General features: G+C 73.6%; 14 protein-coding genes. 8 read left to right on the top strand and 6 right to left on the bottom strand.

Translation table 11 applies throughout. The annotated features are described in order from the left end of the window. The first annotated feature begins 56 nt into the window (after nucleotides 1-56). The 3 genes from WME96_RS27745 to WME96_RS27735 all read left to right on the top strand — a co-directional run bounded on the left by WME96_RS27745 (nucleotide 57) and on the right by WME96_RS27735 (nucleotide 4027). A complete protein-coding gene (locus WME96_RS27745; protein ID WP_437284599.1) occupies nucleotides 57-2051 on the top strand; it encodes an ATP-binding cassette domain-containing protein in 1995 nt (664 codons plus the stop codon). An 87-nt stretch (nucleotides 2052-2138) separates the two neighbouring features. After that, nucleotides 2139-2711 (top strand): ArsR/SmtB family transcription factor, encoded by a 573-nt coding sequence (locus WME96_RS27740; protein WP_437284598.1) that lies wholly within the window; start codon nucleotides 2139-2141, stop codon nucleotides 2709-2711. Then, nucleotides 2708-4027: an MFS transporter gene (locus tag WME96_RS27735; RefSeq protein WP_437284597.1), complete on the top strand. Its 1320-nt coding sequence runs from the start codon at nucleotides 2708-2710 to the stop codon at nucleotides 4025-4027. Before WME96_RS27740 ends, WME96_RS27735 begins: the two co-directional genes overlap by 4 nt. A 22-nt stretch (nucleotides 4028-4049) precedes the next feature. Here WME96_RS27735 and WME96_RS27730 read toward each other — a convergent pair whose 3' ends face one another. Further along, the gene (locus tag WME96_RS27730) at nucleotides 4050-4943 is read right to left on the bottom strand and encodes an STAS domain-containing protein (protein ID WP_437284596.1); all 894 of its coding nucleotides are present in this window, start codon (nucleotides 4941-4943) and stop codon (nucleotides 4050-4052) included. A 285-nt stretch (nucleotides 4944-5228) separates the two neighbouring features. Between WME96_RS27730 and WME96_RS27725 the strand changes: the two genes are divergently transcribed. Continuing rightward, nucleotides 5229-7670, top strand: coding sequence for a family 43 glycosylhydrolase (locus WME96_RS27725; RefSeq protein ID WP_437284595.1), 2442 nt, complete (start codon nucleotides 5229-5231; stop codon nucleotides 7668-7670). A 115-nt stretch (nucleotides 7671-7785) separates the two neighbouring features. Here WME96_RS27725 and WME96_RS27720 read toward each other — a convergent pair whose 3' ends face one another. From WME96_RS27720 to WME96_RS27710, 3 genes are all read right to left on the bottom strand, one after another. After that, complete coding sequence (locus tag WME96_RS27720; RefSeq protein WP_437284594.1) at nucleotides 7786-8556, bottom strand: YsnF/AvaK domain-containing protein; 771 nt, start codon at nucleotides 8554-8556, stop codon at nucleotides 7786-7788. A 110-nt stretch (nucleotides 8557-8666) separates the two neighbouring features. Next, nucleotides 8667-9068: a DUF2382 domain-containing protein gene (locus tag WME96_RS27715; protein ID WP_437284593.1), complete on the bottom strand. Its 402-nt coding sequence runs from the start codon at nucleotides 9066-9068 to the stop codon at nucleotides 8667-8669. A 526-nt stretch (nucleotides 9069-9594) separates the two neighbouring features. After that, nucleotides 9595-10200: a hypothetical protein gene (locus WME96_RS27710; RefSeq protein WP_437284592.1), complete on the bottom strand. Its 606-nt coding sequence runs from the start codon at nucleotides 10198-10200 to the stop codon at nucleotides 9595-9597. A 358-nt stretch (nucleotides 10201-10558) separates the two neighbouring features. Between WME96_RS27710 and WME96_RS27705 the strand changes: the two genes are divergently transcribed. From WME96_RS27705 to WME96_RS27695, 3 genes are read left to right on the top strand one after another with little or no spacing between them, the layout of a single operon-like run. Then, on the top strand, nucleotides 10559-11620 hold the full coding sequence (locus WME96_RS27705; RefSeq protein ID WP_437284591.1) for a hypothetical protein: 1062 nt from the start codon (nucleotides 10559-10561) through the stop codon (nucleotides 11618-11620). Then, entirely contained in the window at nucleotides 11617-12486 is an 870-nt protein-coding gene (locus WME96_RS27700; RefSeq protein ID WP_437284590.1) for a S8 family peptidase, read from the top strand. Before WME96_RS27705 ends, WME96_RS27700 begins: the two co-directional genes overlap by 4 nt. Continuing rightward, a complete protein-coding gene (locus tag WME96_RS27695) occupies nucleotides 12473-14437 on the top strand; it encodes a hypothetical protein (RefSeq protein WP_437284589.1) in 1965 nt (654 codons plus the stop codon). Before WME96_RS27700 ends, WME96_RS27695 begins: the two co-directional genes overlap by 14 nt. Before the next feature lie 262 nt (nucleotides 14438-14699). On the opposite strand, the gene WME96_RS27690 is transcribed toward WME96_RS27695, so the two are convergent. Then, nucleotides 14700-15620: a transposase gene (locus tag WME96_RS27690; protein ID WP_437292368.1), complete on the bottom strand. Its 921-nt coding sequence runs from the start codon at nucleotides 15618-15620 to the stop codon at nucleotides 14700-14702. Nucleotides 15621-16285: 665 nt separating this feature from the next. On the opposite strand from WME96_RS27690, the gene WME96_RS27685 reads away from it, so the two are divergent. Beyond that, nucleotides 16286-17146, top strand: coding sequence for a hypothetical protein (locus WME96_RS27685; RefSeq protein ID WP_437284588.1), 861 nt, complete (start codon nucleotides 16286-16288; stop codon nucleotides 17144-17146). Nucleotides 17147-17167: 21 nt separating this feature from the next. Here WME96_RS27685 and WME96_RS27680 read toward each other — a convergent pair whose 3' ends face one another. After that, a complete protein-coding gene (locus WME96_RS27680; RefSeq protein WP_437284587.1) occupies nucleotides 17168-18247 on the bottom strand; it encodes a GDSL-type esterase/lipase family protein in 1080 nt (359 codons plus the stop codon). Nucleotides 18248-18382 lie beyond the last annotated feature (135 nt).

Genomic DNA, 18382 nt, shown 5'->3' with positions numbered 1-18382 from the left:
ATCGGATGCGCGTCGCGCGCAACCGCGCCCGCGGTGTAGCGTGGACGCGCACGTCGATGCGCGCGCTCCTCGCGATCTTGCGGCTCGGTCTCCGCTCGCTGCACGCGGGGCGCGTGTCGCACATGTCGGCGGGGCCACAGGGGTCGCGGGGAGCCGGCGCGCGTCTCGCGCTCGTCGTGGCGCTCTCGTCGCTCGCGGGCGCCCTGTCCGGCGTCCTGCCGGCGGTGGCCGGCGCGGCCATCGGCGCCGTGGCCGGGCGCGCCGCGCGGCCCTCCGGCGGCTTCGGCGGCGCGATCGCCCGGCTGCTCGACGGCGCGCCGGCGGCCGTCGTGGTCCTCGCCGCGCTGGCCGCCACGCTCGCGTCCGCCTCCCTGGCGGTGGTGTCCGGCCGGAAGAGCTCCGAGCTCGCCGGCGATCTCACCGCCGCGCTCCGCGTCGCGCTCTTCCGCGCGGCGCTGTCCGCCTCGCCCCGGGACGTCGACGCCGCGGGTCGCGCGCTCCTGGACGCGCAGGCGGCGGGGCCCGCGGCGCCCCGGCCGCCGGCCGGCGCCGGCGCGCGGCCCGCGCCGCCCGCGCGGGGCGCCGAGGTCGTGCGGCTCGCGATCGTGCGCGACGCCGGCCTCGTCGCCGATTTCGGCCTCGCCGTCGCCGCCGGCCTCCCGCAGGCGGTCGCGACGCTCGCGGTGCTCGCCGCGGGGCTCGTCTCGAGCGGCATGGCGCTCGTTCTCGCCGGCGGCGCGGCGCTCTTCGCGGCGTCGCGGCTCGCGGCCGACCGGGCGTCCGGGCGCGTGGCGCGCGCGATGCGGGAGATGCAGCACGCCGACACGGCCGTCTTCGGCGCGGTCGGCGAGGCGCTCGCGGGCGCCGAGGACCTGCGCCTGCTCGGCGCCCGCGAGCAGGCCGTCCGCGAGCTCGCCGGGGCCGCGTACCGGGTCGCCGACGCGCGCCGCCGCTTCGGCCAGGCGCTCGCGGTGTCCGGCCAGATCAAGGGCGTGTTCGCGGCGCTCTCGCCGCTCGTCATCGTGGCCGCGATCGCGGTCTCCCGCGGCGACGTCGGCGCGGGCGAGGTCGGCGAGCTCCTGCTCGTGGTGCCGCTCCTGATGGCGCGCCTCGAGGCGCTCGACGCGCTCCGCGCCGGCTTCATCGAGCGCGCCCCGCTGCTGCGCGCGACGCTCGCCTTGCTCCGCCTGCCGGAGCACCCGCCGCGCGTGGAGGGCGGCCACGCGGCGGGTCTGGACGGCGAGCCGAGGCGCCCGCTGGCGATCGTGTTCGACCGCGTCACCTTCACGCCGCCGGGCGCGGGCCGCCCGGTCCTCGACGACGTGTCGCTCTCGATCCCGGCCGGCGCGGTGGTCGGCATCTGCGGCCGATCCGGCAGCGGCAAGTCGATGCTGCTGCGCCTGCTGCTGCGGCTCGACGAGCCGTCGTCGGGCGCGATCACCGTGGGCGGCGTGGACCTGCGGCAGATCCCGCCCGAGGCGCTCCCGCGGCTCTTCGGTGTGGTGGGCCAGTCGGCGCGGCTGTTCGAGCGCAGCCTCGGGGACAACCTTGCGCTCGGCCTCGACCCTCGCCCGTCGGAGGACCGCATGCGGGAGGCGCTCCGCCTGGTGGAGCTCGACGAGCTCGCGGGCGCGCCGGGCGCACCCCCGGACGCGGGGCCCGCGGGCGTCGTCCGGGCGGCGGCGCGCGGCCTCGCGACCGAGGTGCGCGCCGCGCCGCCGAGCCTGTCGGGCGGCGAGGCGCGGCGGCTGCTGCTCGCGCGGGTGCTGCTGCGTGAGCCGCGCGTCTTCGTGCTGGACGAGCCCGAGGCGGGCCTGCCGGGCGCGACCGCCGAGGCGCTCCTCCGCGCCGCGTGCGAGGTCGCCGGCGGGCGCACGACGGTCGTGGTGACCCACGCGCCGCACCTCCTCCGGTCGACCTTCAACGTGCTGCTCGACGGCGGCAGGGTCGCGGCGGTGGGCACGCACGCGTCGCTGCGCGAGAGCTCGCCGCTCTACCGCTCGCTCCTGGCCGAGGCGCTGCAGCGGTCCGCGGCGGGGCCGGCGCTCTAGCTTCGCGCGCCTCATGAAATTCAATGTGGGTGCACACGATTGCACATTTTATTTTGCAAAATATTGTTTGCGATCCACGCTCACGCCGTGGACCTGACGACCATCACCCCGACGCTGCAGGCGCTGCGCGCGCTGAGCCACCCCGTCCGCCTGCGGATGCTCGGCCTGCTGCGCAGCGAGGGGCCGGCCACCGCGACGACGCTGGCGGCCCGCCTCGGCCTCAACACCGGCGCGACGTCGTACCACCTGCGCCAGCTCGCCCAGCATGGCTTCATCGTCGACGACGAGGAGCGCGGGAACGCCCGGGATCGGTGGTGGAAGGCCGCCCACCGGTCGACGCGCACGTTGCCGGCCGACGACCCCGACACCCAGGCCGCGCAGGACGCCTTTCTGCGGGCGGTCGCGGTCGTGCACGCCGAGCAGATGCAGCGCGCGGTCGAGGAGGTCGAGCTCCTCCCGGCGCCGTGGCGGCGCGCGTCGACCGCCAGCGACTGGGCCCTGCGCCTCACGCCGCGGCGGGCCCAGGCCCTCGTCGAGGCGCTCGAGGCGATGGTCGACGGCGCCGAGGAGGACGACGGCGATCCCGACGCCGGGGAGTTCGTCGTGATGCTGCACGCCTTCCCGCGGCCGGGCACGGTGACGGGTGAGCCGCGACGATGAGCGCCGTCCCGACCCCGCGCGCGTCGACCCGGAGGCCGCTCTACGGCTGGCTCACCGCCGAGGCCCTCTCGCTCACCGGCACCCGCGTTTCGCTGATCGCGCTGCCGCTCTTCGTGCTCGAGACGACCGGCAGCGCGACCCGGACCGGCCTCGTGGCGCTCGCGGAGACGCTGCCCCTGGTCCTGTTCAAGGTGCTCGGCGGTCCCGTCATCGACCGGGTGGGCGCGCGCCGGGTCGCGATCGGCTGCGACCTCGCCTCGACGCTCGTCGTCGCCTCGATCCCGCTGCTGTACGACGCTGGCCTGCTGGGCTTCCCCCTGTTTCTGGCCCTCGTCGCCGTCGCCGGCGCGCTGCGTGGACCGGGCGACGCCGCCAAGCAGGCGCTCGTGCCGGCGCTCGTGGCCAGCGCCGGGGTGCCCATGGAGCGGGCGACCGGCCTCGCGTCCACGGTCGAGCGGACCGCGAGCATGCTGGGCGCGGGCGCCGCGGGCCTGCTCGTGGCCGGGATCGGCGCCGCCCGCGCGCTGTACGTCGACGCCCTCAGCTTCGCCCTGTCCGCGCTGGTGCTGGCATGGGCGACCCGGCGGATGGTGGCGACAGGCTCGATCGACGCCGCCCCGGCGCGCGCGCCGGCCGACGCCGCCCCGGCGCGCGAGCCGGCCGGCGCCGCCCGCTACCTCGCCCAGCTCCGCGAGGGATGGGACTTCCTGCGCCGCGACCGGGTGCTGCTCGGCATCGCGGGGATGGTGGCCCTCACCAACCTGCTCGATATCGCCTATGCGACGGTGCTGATGCCGGTCTGGTCGGTGGATTCCGGCAGCGGCGCCAGGGCGCTCGGGCTTGTCTTCGCTGTGTTCAGCGGGGCGTCCGCGCTCGGCGCCGTCACCGCCGCGGCCTGGGCGTCGAGGCTGCCGCGCTACACGACGTACCTGACCGCGTTCCTTGTCTGCGGCGCCCCGCGCTTCGTCGTGATGGCGCTCGACGCGCCGCTGGCGGCGATCCTGGCGGTGTCGGTCGCGGGCGGGTTCGCGGCCGGGTTCATCAACCCGGTGCTGGGCGCGGTGATCTTCGAGCGCATTCCCGAGCCCCTGGTCGGCCGGGTCTCGTCGCTGACCTCGGCGATGTCGTTCGCGCTGATGCCGTTCGGCGGCCTCGTGGGCGGCCTCCTCATCCGCGCCGACGGGCTTTCGTTCGCGATGGTGGTGTGCGGCGCGGCGTACCTCCTCGTGACGATGCTGCCCGCCGTGGACCCGCGCTGGCGGGAGATGGACCGGCGGCCGTCGCCCGCGGCGGCGCCCGACCCGGCCTGCCTGTAACCGGCCCCGCCGGCACGGACCGTCAGGGCGGGGGCGGCGCCGCTGCCGAGCCCGCCGCGGTCGCGAAGGCGATCCCGCTCTGCAGATCGCGTCGGGTCACGATGCCGGCGAGGTCGATGTCGAGGCCGACCATGGCCCGGGACACCTCGGGCCGGATGCCGGTCATGACGACCTGCGCCCCGAGCAGCCGGACCGCCCGCGCCACCTGCAGGAGGGCGCTCGCCGAGCTCGAGTCGATGTGCGGCACGCCCGTGACGTCGATGATCGCCACCCGCGCCTGGCGCTCGACCACCTTGCTCAGCAAGCTGTCCATCATCTGCTGCGCCCGCGCCGCGTCCAGCACGCCCACCAGCGGCAGCACGAGGACGCCGTGGCTCATGGGCACGATGGGCGTCGACAGCTCCACGAGCGTCCTCGCCTGCATCCGGAGCGTATCCTCGAGCCGCTTTCGCTCGGTGATCACCTCCGTGAACAGCATGATCCCGCCGATCTCGCCGCTCGCCGTGTGCCACGGGAAGATCTTCCAGCGCACCCAGTCGACGCGCCCGTCGGCCCGCGGGAAGGGCTCCTCATCATTCCCCTCCGAGGCGCCTGCGAGGCAGCGCCGGTGGATCGCCCTCCAGTGCTCGGGGATCTCGGGGAATAGCTCGTAATGGTTCCGGCCGGTGATATCCGTGTCCTTCAAGCCGAAATCCGCGATCCACTGGTGACTGGCCAGGACGTAGCACATGTTCCGATCGAACATGGCCACCGCGGCCGGCGTGTAGGTGACAAAGACGCGCGCGTGCTCCTCGCTCCGGCGCAGCGCCGCCTGGAGGCGATTCCGCTCCGCCTCGACCTGCTCCAGCTCCTGGACGCGCTGCCTCAGGCGCTGGATCTCCGGAACGCCATCTGTGTGATCGATTGGACGTGTCATCGCTTGGTCCGGCTCCATCGCGCCATGCATATCAAAGAAGCGCAGCGCATGGCGAACGGAACGGAACGGCGCGGCGCCTGCGGTGCCCACGGTCGGCCGCTCCGCCGCTCCGGCCAGCCGGACGACCCCGCGCCCGTCGCGAGGGAAATTGACACCCGTCGTGTGAACGTTCACAGTGGGCCCGCGTTCGCCCTTTGGATCTGAAAGGCTGCACGGGTCGTCATGCGCACCCGCCAGAGGTCCTCGTGGCCGGGATTGGCGGCCAGAGCGACTCAGGACATGACCATGAGAAAACACAACGCTTTCATCACGGCGATGATCTTGATCGGGGCCCTGCCCATGTCCTGCGGAGGGGACGAGCACGTGTCGCCGCTGGAATATCCCCTGACGATCGAGGCGAAGGGGGACGGGACGACCGATCCTCCGCCTGGGACCTACCTGCACAGGGCCGGCGCCGTGGTCACAGTGACCGCCAGACCCGCGCCGAGCGCCGACTTCACGGGGTGGAGCGGGGCCGCGAGCGAGGCGGACGACGTCGTGGAGATCACGGTGGACGGGGACAAGACGCTGACCGCCGCCTTCGAGACAGCGAGCTGGCCGGGCGAGCCCCAGTCCACCTACCTCAACCCGGTCCTGCCCGGCGATCACCCGGACATGAACATCTACATCGAGGGGGACGATTTCTACATCACCGGCTCCAGCTTCAACATCTCACCCTACGTCGAGATCCTGCACTCGCGGGATCTCATCCGCTGGGAGCGCGTGTCGCGCGTCGTCGATCCGGCGTGGTCCGGCCTGGAGGCCTCGACCTCGGCGGGGGGCGGGACGTGGGGTGGCTTCATCGTCAAGGTCGCTTCCGGGTACAGGGTCTACTTCGCCGTCAACTTCAACCAGTACTTCGCGGAGGCCGAGAGCCTGGCAGGGCCCTGGGGAGAGCCCGTCCACGTGGAGCCCGTGGGCCCCTACACGCCGCCCGGAGAGGACCCGGAGCTCGTATCGTTCGATCGCGGGACCGGCTATGACGACTCGGTCTTCGTCGACGACGACGGGACCACGTACCTGGTCGTGAAGGCGGGGCAGTGCAAATGGAATGGAGTGACGGGCGGCGAGGTGAACAACTTCGGCGTCAACCTGCTCCAGAAGATCGATCCCGAGACCGGGCAGCTCAGCGGCGAGTCGATCGATCTCAGCTTCGTCAACTGGGACGTGGAGAACGGGGGGTGCGGTGATCCCGCGGCCGACCCTGACAGCGCGGTCGAGGAGAACTGGGCCGAGGGGCCCACCATGACGAAGCGAAATGGCTTCTACTATTACTTCGACTCGACCCACACGGGGTGCGGCGGCGAGCAGTATGGGTGGCGCTCGGCCACGCTGAGCAGCAACCCCGAGGACTGGACGCCGCTGGGCAGCGTCCTCAAGGGAGAGGCCCCGTTCAGCGGCGCGCAGCACAGCACCGCGCCGTTCCAGATCGCAGACGGCACGTGGTGGGTCTTCTCCCACTCGTACGAGTGCGACAACAACCGGCGTGGCCTGGGCCGGCAGGGGTTGCTCAGCCAGGTGACCTGGATCGACGACGCGAGCGGCGCCGGGGTCCCGGTCGTGAACGGTCGCCTGGGCGAGCCGGCGCCGGCGCCGGCGCTGCCGCCGAGCGACATCCCGTTCCTGCTGCCCGTCAACGACGAGTTCACCGGGGACAAGCTCTCACCGGCCTGGACTTTCTACGGCAACATGCCGGCCGATCGCGCCTCGGTCACCGACCGCGCCGGGTGGCTCCGGCTCAAGCCGGCGGCGGGCGAGACGCGGTGGGCGATCCAGAAGGACGCGCTGCACGCCAAGGCGATGGTCGTGAGGATGGACTTCGCTCCGGAAGCGGAGGGCGACGCGGCTGGCGTTCGCCTGGGCAACGCCGTCCCGGAGCAGGATCTCACGACGTTCCCGACGTGGATGCACCCCATCAGCCAGGAGGTGTCGGTGGCGCGCGTCCGGGAGGACGCAGAAGACCGGATCCGCTTCTCGTTCCGGTCGGTCGTCCCCGTCCTCAACGCCGACGAGAGCGCTTATGACGCGGTGGACGCGACCGAGATCAGCTTCGATGCCCCGGCGCCGGCCGAGCGCACCCTCTGGCTGAAGCTGGTGCACGGCAACGACCACGAGGCCACCGGCTGGTTCAGCACGGACCGCCTGACCTGGACCCAGGTGGGCGAGCCGATCGACATCAGCGCGCTCGAGGACTACGACACAGTCAACAACGGCTGGGTCGGCAGCCAGGCCGGCGTCTTTGCCAGGAGCGCGAGCGCCGACTTCGACCTGTTCACGTACCGCGACGGATTCACCGCGATCGCGGCCGCGGATCCGGACCAGGAGTCCGGCACCGAGGTCGTGTCGAGCCAGTCGGCGGGGCCGGTGCTGGGCGGCCTGGAGGACGGCGACTGGGCCATGTACGGCAGCGTCGATCTGGGCAGCGGCGGTGTGGCGTCGGCCGAGATCGAGCTGCAGGCCTCCAGCGCGAAGGGCGGCGCCGTCGAGGTATGGCTCGACCCGCTGGCGGACGGCCGCCGCGTCGCGACCTGCGATGTCCCCGCCACCGGCGGCTGGGAGACCTGGACGACCGTGACGTGCAAGGTGAGCGCCGCCGGCTCCCACGAGGTCTACCTGAGGGTCAAGGGCGGCTCGGGTGAGCTGCTGCGCCTCGCGTCGCTCCGCTTCGTGCCCGCGAAGAACGAATGAGCGGCCCATGCCCTGGGCACCCTGGAGACGCCGGAAGGCGCCGAGAGCAACGAGCCCACGGCGCCTCCTGTCTGCTCGGTCCCGTTCGCGCGGAGCGCGGCGGAGGACCGCCGCCCTAGGCCTTGCCGGAGACCTTGTCCCAGGCGTGGCGCACCGCCGACTTCATCTGCTCCCAGGTGCCGGGGTTGCGCTCTTCCCACGCCTTGCCCGCTTCCATCTCGATGGTCGACCAGTCGTGTCCCTTGAAGTTCTGGGACGTCCCGAGCTGGTAGCCGAACAGGTAGGCCGGGGCGACCTGCTCGTAGGCATAGCCGTGCTTCGAGTACGCGCCGGCCTGGTAGTGATTCCGGAACTCGGCGTCGTACTGCTCGTAGCCCCTCGTCCCGTTGCCGCGCTGGGTCGCGCTGACCGGCTCGACGTGGACCTCCGTGTGGCGCAGCGTCTCGCGGATCTGCTCGGCCCTCTGCGTCACCGCCTTGCTGACGACGACCTCCTCGATGACGCGCGCCTTCTTCGCGACGACGGCCTCCTCGTCGGTCTCGACGAGCTCCACCGTGCCGGCCTGGAAGGTGTCGAGCGCCGCCGGCTGGACCGGCCGGTCCACGGGGTGCCGCTCGACGTGGACGTGCTCCTCGCGCAGCATGACGTCTTGCTCGACCGGCTGCTCGACCAGGCGGCTCGACACGCGGACGCCCCCGCGGTTCACCTCGCGCTTGCCGACCTGGAGCTCCTCCTCGATCACGGGGACGGCGACCTGCTCCTGCAGGACGTCGGCCCGGATCTCGTTGGTCTTCGCGGTCGAGGTGGCGGTCCTGCTCGTCTGCTGCGACTTGCTGATCTGCTGAGAACGCTGGGACGGGGACACGGATCGTTCGCTGTTGTTCATGATGTGACCTCCATGCCTTTCACGGCCTCATCGGCCATGTTCCCCTCGCGCCGCGCGCGAGGTGGGGTTTGCGGTTCAGGGCCCGTGACGCCGGGCCCGCGACAAGACGCTCACGCGCCGTCGCGCTCGCGTGGGGGCACGCGCTCGACCCGCGCGTCCTCGCTCCGGAGCGTGACGTGCTCCGGCGGGCTCATCTCGACCGAGCGGACCCGGGTGATGCGGAGCTCTTCCTTGAGCACCAGGCGCTTCTCGACGACGAGCACCTCCTCGACGACCGGGACGATCAGGGTGTCGCCCTCCTGACGGGTCGCGGGCGGTTCCGTCACCACCCGATCGATCGCGACGCGCTCCACGAAGACGCGCTCGCGCGCGAGCGGCTCCTCGACCTCCTCGACCCGCTCGCGGACCTCCTTGGTGATGCGGACGCGGCCGGATTCGACGGTGCGCTTCGTCACCTCCAGCTCCTGCGCGACGACAGGCACGACGAGCTCGTCGGTGAGTTCCGTTTTCATCTCGGAGAGTTCTTGTCGGCTGTTCGAGTTCTGCACGGTGCCCCGGTGCGCGCTCCGCGGAGCGCAGTCAGCGGCTCGCTGGAGTGCTCTCCGCGAGCGCAGGCTGTCAGAGCATGCTCCGGGCCAAGGGATGTTCAGGGGCGGCAGGCCGCCTGGCGAAGCGCGCTCGCTCACGCGTCGGCGCCCGTCACGCGAGGCAACGCGCCACAGGCGAGCTGCAAAGGGTGTTTACAAATAGCGTGTTGCCGCGGATCGAGGCAGCGGAGGTGATGGCCAGAAGGCCACACGTGAGACAGCAACGCGGTTCGGCTCAGGGCATATCGCGCGGACGCTCATCCGCTCGGAGCGCGCTGGGCGGCGTTGCGGTTGGGGCCGGCTCTGCAGCGCAGGGGCTGTTCGCTCGTCTGCTGAGCTGCTCTGCTCGTGGAGGTTGCCCGCTCGCATGGACATCATGTCATGCAGGGACAGATCGCTATTCTGTGTGGGTCTCAGGCGCCGCGGAGGGAGCGCGGTTGCCTGTCGGGTCTCACGGCTCGAAGGGGCCGCTCGCCTGGACTGCCTGGCGGGCGAGCTCCTCCGCGTCGCCCGTGGGCCGGGACGCAGCTTCCGGTACGTCCGGCGTGATGCCGAGCGGGCGGCCGGCGAGCCCCCGCGCGAGGTACACGAGGATGGAGACGGTCCCCCAGGCGAGCGCGAGCGCGACGCCCGCGTCGACGATCGCGCGGTACGGCGCGGGCATCTGCCGCACGAGCAGGATGAGCGCCACGATGCCCGCGATGAGCGCCCACGTCGCGATCAGCCGGCGGCGCGTCGCGTGGAGGAGCGCCATGCAGTAGAGCGGCGCGAGCGCGACGTGAAGCGGCCGTCGGTGCTCCGCGAGGTGGAGCGCGCGCGCGACGACCCGCGGCGAGAAGCGCTGCTGAAAGCCCCGGTATCCCTCGAAATAGACGATCACGACCGTCCACGCGGCCAGCAGGATGAGCTGGCCCGTGGTGAATGCATGCGTTGTCAGGATGCGAACAGCCAACGTCCCGAGGCGATAGATGGCCTCGACCAGGACGGCCACGACGCCGAGGACGCCCCACAGCACGACGGCGAGGCGGCGCCGCCGCTCCCGGAGAGGCGGGCTCATCGCGCCCGCGCCGGGGCGAGGGGCCTCACGGCCGTGGACCGCGGCCGTTGCGCCGCGCGCGCGGACAATCGCCTCGGACGGTGCGCGGGGCAGCCGGAAAGCCGCATGCCCTTGCATGCTAGGAGAGGGGCGCAGCACGTCAACCGGAACCTCGCGCCGCGGCCGGAGGGCGTCTTGCGGGCGGGCGCCGATCGTCGCGGCTCGCGGCGGCGCGGCTCGCGGCTCGCGGCGGCGCGGCTCGCGGCTCGCGGCTCGCGGCTCGCGGCTCGCGGCTCGCGGCGGAGGTCTGGCATTCGGCGGGCCGGCGGGCGTCATGGCGGTTCGCTCCGGCGCCCTCCGGAGGTAGCATCGCCGACCCATGCCGCTCGCCGATCGCTCCGCGCCGGGCGTACCGCCTGCCCCGGGGCGGGCCGTCGCGCCCCTCCCGCACGCGCTGCGCTCGCCGCTCGCCCCGTTCACCGCGCGCCTGCGCGACCTGCTCTCGACCGTCGAGTCGGCGGCGCTGCTCGGCGCGGTCGAGGCGCGCGTGCGCGGGCTCGGCGAGCACCTGCGCTTCGCCTGCCTCGCGGTGCCGTGCTCGGAGGCGCTCGTGGCGCTCGAGATGGAGGCGCTCGGGCGGCTCACGATCCCCGTCGTCGCCGACGCGGCCAGCTTCCGCCCCTCGGGCGCGGAGTTCCCGCCGAGCGGCACCCCGTTCGCGTACCTGCTCGGCGGCGGCGGCGGGCACGCGGTGGCGCTGTCCGACGGCGATCCGATGATCGCGCCGCTCCGGCCGCTCCTGGCCTCCACGCCGGCGGCCGCGATCTTCGTGCCGATCCGCGTCGGCGCGGCGACGGTGGGCGGCGCCGCGCTCTTCTCCTGGGACGCGCCGCTCGGAGGGCGGGAGCTCGACATGGCCGAGCGGCTCGCCGAGGTCCTCGCGCTCACCGTGGAGTCGTTCCGCACCGAGCGCGTCGTCTTCGAGCTCTTCGCGCGCGCGATGCCCGACCTGCTCGCGCAGGCGCCAGGTCAGGCGGCGGCGAGCGCAGGCGAGCCGGCCCGGGAAGAGGCCGGTCCGGCGGCGCGAGGAGGAGCGGCCTCGCCGGCCCCGGGAGGGGCGGCCCCGCCGGCCTCGGAATGGGGGGCCCCGCCGGTCCCGGGAGGAGCGGCCCCGCCGGCCTCGGGATGGGGGGCCCCGCCGGTCCCGGGAGGAGCGGCCCCGCCGCCGACCTCGCTCCGCGCCGCGCTCGAGCGGCACATCCATGCGCTCCGCCTCACGCCCGAGTACCGCCGGCGCCTGGAGCTCGCGGCGGTGGTGGGGCGGCTCGCCGAGCGCGGCGAGGCCGAGGCCCGCCTCGCGCTCGACCTGCTCGCGCGGATCGACGCCTACGCAGGCGGCGCGCAGGGGCTGCTCGGGGAGGGGGAGGGGAGCGCGGCGTGACCGCGGCCTCTCCGGCAGGACCGGGCGGCGCGCGAGGCGAGGCCGCGCGCCCGATGGATCGCCGCGGCGACGGCGTGCGGGTCGCGCTGGTCGACTCCGGCGTCGACGCGTCGCACCCGGCGCTGCGGGCCGCGGCGCTGCGGCACGTCGCGCTGATCCGGCGCGGCGCCGCGCACGAGGTGGCGCCGTGCGCGCCGGGGGACGTCAGCGGGCACGGGACCGCGTGCGCGGGCATCGTCCACCGCATGGCGCTCGGGGCGGAGATCACGAGCGTCCGCGCGCTCGGCGACGACGGGCGGTGCTCGCGCGACGGGCTGATCGCCGCGCTGCGCTTCTGCGTCCGCGAGCGCTTCTCCGTGGTCAACCTGAGCCTCGGCATCGATATCCCGAAGGGCGCGCCGCTCCGCCCCGGCGACCACCGGTCCCTGGTCGAGCTCTACGAGGTCGCGGACGCCGCCTACACGGCGGAGGTCGTGCTCGTGGCCGCCGGCCCGAACGCGGCGGCGTTCCGCACGTATCCAGGGCGCTTCAAGTCGCTGATCGGCGTCGGCCGGGGGCCTTTCCGTGACCCCGAGGCGCTCCGGAGCGAGCTCACGCTGGACCACGAGATCCTCGCGCCCGGCGACGAGGTGCTCGCGCCCGCGCCGGGCGGCGGCGAGCGGCGCTGGACCGGCACGTCGTTCGCGGCGCCCCACGTGACCGCGCACGTCGCCCGGATCCGCGCCGCGCGGCCGGAGCTGTCGATCGAGGCGGTGAAGGCCGCGCTGCACGAGCTCGCGCGCGGGGCGGGGAGGAGCGCGGGCGAGGGCGTGAAAGAGGCCGATGAGGCGGCGGGGGAGCCGGAGGCGCGCGGTGCTCCCGCTTGAGCCGCTCGAGAGCGCGTCGCCTCTGCCACGGCTGCTCCGCAGCGCGCCGGCCGCCGAGGTGCGCGCGGAGCTCGACCGCCTCGAGGCGCTGCTCGGCGCCGCCGGCGATGCTGCGGCGGCGCCTGGCGGGGGCGCGCAGGCGGCGCCTGGCGGGGGCGCGCAGGCGGCGCCTGGCGGGGGCGCGCAGGCGGCGCCTGGCGGGGGCGCGCAGGCAGCGCCTGGCGGAGGCGCGCTCCTCGCGGCGGCGCTCGGGTTCGGGCGCGGCGCGCTCGCGCTGCGCGAGGGCGCGCTCGACGCCGCGGTCGTGCACCTCGACGACGCCGCGGCCGCGTTCAACCGTGAAGGCGAGGCGGAGGCCCGGGACCTCGCGCGGTGCGAGGCGGCGCTCGCGCGCATGCGCCGGGACGCGCGGTCGGCCTGCGGCACCGCCGTCGTGGAGCTCGGCGCCATGGCGGCCGCGGGCGATCCCGGCCGGCGCGTCGCCGTCGTCGCCGACCATTACCGCGGGACGGCCGAGCGGCTCCTCGGCGACGCCGCGGCCGCGCAGCGCACGCTGCTGTCGGCGCTGCGCCGCTCGGAGCCGTTCCTCGGCGAGCGGGCGCAGATCCTGAACTCGCTCGGCACGCTGTACGTGGCCCTCGGCGCGTACGGCGCGGCCGAGGCGCTGCTCGAGCACGCCGCCGAGCTCCACCGGCGCCGCGGCGACGCCGTGGGCGAGGCGATCGCGTGCGGCCAGCTCGGCGCGGCGGCGCTCGGGCTCGGCGCCCTCGAGCGCGCCCGCGCCCCGCTCCAGCGGCAGGAGTGGCTCTGCGCGCGCCTCGGCGATGCGTTCGGCCGCGCCCGCGCGCTCACGTTCCTCTCGGAGCTCGCCCTCGAGCTCGGCCGCGCCGACGACGCGCTCGCGCTGGCGACCTCCGCCCGCGACGTCGCCGAGCGCGCGGCGCCGCCGCTCCGGACCTGGGTCGCCTATGCCGCGCGGGCGATCGGACGCGCGCTGCGGGACCTCGGCGATCCTGCGGCCGCGGCGGCGCTCGACGAGGCGGGCGCGATCTTTCGCGAGCTCGGGCATCCGCTCGGGGTGGCGCTCGCCGCCTGGGATCGCGCCACGGCCGAGGCGCTCGCGCTCGGGGGGCCGGCGGTGCTGGTCGACTGGTTCTCCGCCGCCTGGGCGCTCGGCTCACTGGGGTTGCCCGCGCGGGTGGCCCAGCTCCTCCGCGAGCGCCTGGAGATCGAGGAGACCGCGCCGCGTCCGGAGAGGAGCGGCGGGCCGGCGCCGGACGGCGAGGCGCACGAGCGGGCGCTCGCCGCGGCGGCGCAGACGTCGCCGCACGTCGCGGTGCAGCGCGAGGTCGAGCTCGTCTACGACCGGCCCGACGAGCTGGCCGGGATTGCCGTGCGGCGGAGCGCGGCGAACCGCAACCTGGGTCGCCTCGCGGCGCTGACGCTCGCCCCACCGGGGCTCGCTGTCGCAGCGGTGGCGGCATCGCGCCTCGGTACCCGCGGCCTCGCGCTGCCGCCCGAGTGCGCGGCGGCGGCCTGCGTCGCCGACCTGCCGGGGATCGCGGTCTGGATCTGGCCGGCGGACACCGCGCCCGGCGTCATCGGCCGCGACCTCGCCGCTCTCGGCGTCGCGCTCGGTGAGCTACCGCGCGCCGCGCTTGCGCTCGCGCCGGCCGGGCGGGTGCTCTGCCCGCCCTTCGCGGGCGACGCTGGTGCCGAGCTCGAGGCGGTCGAGGTCGGCGCGTTGATGGCGCTGTCCGCCCGACTCGCGGCGGGCGAGGTGCGCCTGGATTCGCGGCTCGGCTGGGACGGCGAGGCCTGCGCGAGCGTGGAGGCGCTGGGATTCACCGTCACCCCGACCCAGGTTGAGCAGCCGCCCCGACCCGGGTCAGTCGAGCCGCCCAGCCGCCCACCGACCCGGGTTGAGGAGCCGGAGGAGCCGCCGACCTGATCGTGGTTGGATTTATCAGGTTGGGCCGTCCGACCGGTGGCGACCGGAACCGGGACCCGGGGTCAGGGGCCCGCTCGATCAAATTGCGCTTACAGCAACTCGCTCATACGCCCCTTCGTTCGCGCTCGACTCATCCTTCGCGCTGCCGCGTGAAGGATCTGCCGCCCGCTCCGCGCTTTGAAGACGAACGTTCCCCATGACGACGCGTCGAATCCGTCGCTCGCGGTTGCCCACCTGACTGTGTCGCGCCCCCGCGAAGCGCCTACGTCGTGGGCACGATCTCGGTCACGTTCACGCCATGGAACGTGCGCATCCACCACGTCCCCCATGGGAATACAACGCTGCGCACGCCGGCGCGCCACCGCTCGAGCGCCGCGCGATACGACGCGCGAAATGCTCGTACAGCGGCACCAGCGACTCGCCATGCATCACCCTGCTCACGACCGACCGCGAACGTCGGATTGCGATCGCGCAGTGTTTCGAAGCTCGTGGCACGCTCGTAAGGGGAGACCGTGCTGGCTCGCTCGGCTCCCAAGAAACGGAGTCCCTGCCGCTGCATCTCCGCATGCGCCTGAGCTTCCTGTCTCTCGAGCTCGGCGGCGACATCACGACGAAAGCGCTCCGCGCCGTCATGCTCGATGCCAGGCGGTAGCATGAGCGGGAGCGTCACTTGGTCCGGCCACTGTGGGTTCTCCGGATCGAGGTACGTCGCGGGGCGCGCCGCGCGGAGCAGGCCGTGACCGATCTCGCCCGCATCCACCTTGGCGCCCGGCCACTCGCGCGCATGTCGGACAAGGCCGGCGGCTACAGGGTTCGCGATGACATACGCGATCTTTTCCACCACTGCCGCTCGTGTAAGCAACCGTACTACGCTGGTGGCTTCGTGATCCCATACCGGCCCTTCCCATTTGCGGAGCACCTTCGTGCCGAGCGCGACGATGCGATGGAAAAATTGCAGGAAGCGAGGCAGGACGCCATTCACATCGGTCACTACGAGGTGCAGATGCGTCGACATCGCGCAGAGCGCGTGGACTTCGATACCGTAGCGGCGGGTCGAGACTGCGAGTGCGTAAACCAGGAGCTGGGTGATGGCTGCATCGGGCCGGAGGAGGAGATGTCGTCGCAGGACGCGACGGGTGATGAGGTAGGTAGCGCCTGGAGCGATCTCGCGGGGTTGGCTCATGGCTGGCGTACACTGACAAATGCCGTGCCAGGGGTTGTGGCAAGTAATTCCGAGGAGTTGCCATGCGCCAGGGGTGGCGGCCACCAGCTGATCCGTCACGGCCTTTGCTCCTCCTGCTACCCGAACTTGGGTAGCTGCCCCTGCGACCCGAACTTGAGTCGCGTCGCCGACAGACGCCCTGCTGGGGTCACGACGAATTATTTCGAGGATTTATCACGCTCCGTGGGTGGCGGCCGCCAGGTGATCCGCCTGTCCAGTGCTACCCTCCTGCCCCGACCTGAGGTGTGTCGTGTCGTGGGTGGCGGCCGCCAGGCGCCACGTGGTCCGCCAGTCCCGGAGCGGCCCGGTGACCTCAACCTGCGGTGACCTCAACCTGCGGTGACCTCAACCTGGGTCGGTGACCTCAACCTGGGTCGGGTCGCCCCACCTCAACCTGGGTCGGGTCGCCCCACAACCTGGGTCGGTGACCTCAACCTGGGTCGGGTCGCCACAATCTTCCGCCTGAGCTACCGGCCCAGTGATCGCCCTCAGCAGCGAATTGACCCCTGGCCTCGCCGGTGAGAGGGCGATGGCGCGGCTTCGCCGGCTGCGGGCGAGCGCGCGCGGCCACGGCGCCCTTCGGGCCTGGACCGATGATGCAAGCTTCCCTGGAAGGAGTACGAGACATGCTGAGGCAACTGGCGACGAACATCCTTTTCCTCGCGTTCGCGGTGGCCGGTCCCGTCGCGTGCACGGGCTCGGGCGACAGCCCTGCGGACCCTGGCGGCAGCAGCGTCGCGAGCGGGAGCGGCGGCGCTGCTGCCGCCGGCGGACAGACCTCGGCCAGCGGCGGCGCTGGCGGCGACGTCGCTGCGGGCGGCAACCCGGAGGGGAGCGGCGGTGCGGATCCCGGCGGCACCGGCGGCGCGGATCCCGGCGGCACCGGCGGCGCGGATCCCGGCGGCACCGGCGGCGCGGATCCCGGCGGCACCGGCGGCGCGGATCCCGGCGGCACCGGCGGCGCAGGCACCGGCGGCGGCGAGACCGGCTGCGTGGGGATGGGCGGAATCACCTACACGCTCGCGACGGTGCCCACGCCGACGGCAGAGCAGCAGTCCGCGTACGACATGATCACGAGCGCCATGGATGAAGCGCTCTCGTACTACAACTGCCACACGAGCATCGAGAAGAGCCTGCGGGTCTCCTACGAGCCGTCGGTCGCGACGGCCGACGGCAACGTCAACGGATCCATCCGGTTCGGCGCGCCCAGCTCCATGAACCACATCACCGCCATGCACGAGATCGGGCACACCGTGGGGGTCGGCAGCAGGGAGTTCGGCGCCCTGGTGGTGGACGGCATCTTCACGGGCCCGGCGGCGACCCGCCAGCTCAGGGCCATCACCGGGAACGACGCCGACGTGGTGCACGCGGACGCCCAGCATTTCTGGCCCTACGGCCTCAACTACACGAGCGAGGTCAAGACCACGGACGACCTCGTGAACCACTGCAAGATCGTCGCCGCCATCCGCGAGGACATCGGCCTCTGAGGCCGCCCCGCGGGCGCGGCCTCACTCGACGAGGTACGCCGCCAGGCCGATCGCCTGATCGCGAACGGCCTCGGCCACGAGCCCCGCGATCTGCGCCGCGCCGGAGCGCGCGAAGTGCGTGTGATCATCGCAGAAGAACTCGCCGACGGGCCCGCTCGTCGTCGCGCTCACGTCGCCCCCCGGGACCGGGCAGAAGCCCAGGGCGTTGTACAGCGCGACGCTGCGCTCGTGCAGATCGATCACCGGCACGCCGTACTCCGCGCCCGCCTCCTGCGTCGCCGTCACGTAGCCGCCCCGCGTCCCCCGGGCCGTGCTGCCGCTGCAGGAGATCGCGCTCACGGGCGTCACGAACACGGGCTTCGCGCCCCGCTCCTCGGCCGCGCGGGCCATCATTCCATAGCTACTCTTGAAGGCGTCGAGCCCCACGTGCCGGTCGCAGGTGCGCGAGCCGTCGTTGATGCCGAACTGGATGAACAGGTAGTCGCCCGCCTTCATGCCGTCGAGCATCCGGACCCACCGGTCCTGCAGCACCGGCTCGCCGCTCGCGTCGCGCTCGAGCTCGCACTCCCCGTCGCTGTCCATCACGGTCTTCACCTGGTACAGCCAGGTGCGCACGCTCCGGCCGCCGACGGCGCTGTTCGCCACGGTGACGCGATCGTCGAAGAGCGCGTCGAACGGACCGCCCCACCCGGCCGGACAGGGGGTCTGCCCGTTGGCGACCGTCGAGTCGCCCGCGATCCAGATCGTGATGTCCTGCAGCGGCCCCATCCCGCCCGACCCGCCACCACCGCTGCCAGCCACGCTGGCCGACCCCGCCGAGCCCCCCGCTCCGCCGTCGTCCCCCTCGTCCTCACCCCCGGCAGCGCCCGACGACGTCGAGGCGCCGCCCGCCCCCGCCCTCGAGCTGCTCGGCCCAGGCCCCGCGTCTCCGCCCGTTCCCCCCGCTCCGCCGGCTCCCCCCGCTCCGCCGCCGACACCGCTCCCGGGCGCCTCCGGACCTGCGTTGCAGGCCACCGTGAGCGCCGCGATCTGGGCCACCCGGGCGACGACCCGATGCGCGGAAAAGTTGGCGGTGAATCGAGGGTGCCAGGGCATGTGCATGGGGGGTTCTCCGGTCGCGAGGGCAGCACGAGATCATCCGTCAGGCGCAAGGAACCACGAACGCGAGAGCGATGGCGAGGCCCAGCGGGCGTGCCGACGGTGAGTGAGCGCGGCTCACATCCCTAGTGTCGGCTC

Origin of the sequence: Sorangium sp. So ce406 (assembly GCF_051474675.1) — a bacterium.
Classification (GTDB): domain Bacteria; phylum Myxococcota_A; class Polyangia; order Polyangiales; family Polyangiaceae; genus Sorangium; species Sorangium cellulosum_G.
Note: the sequence above shows the minus strand (reverse complement) of the source record. Positions and strands in the feature narration are given on the sequence as shown.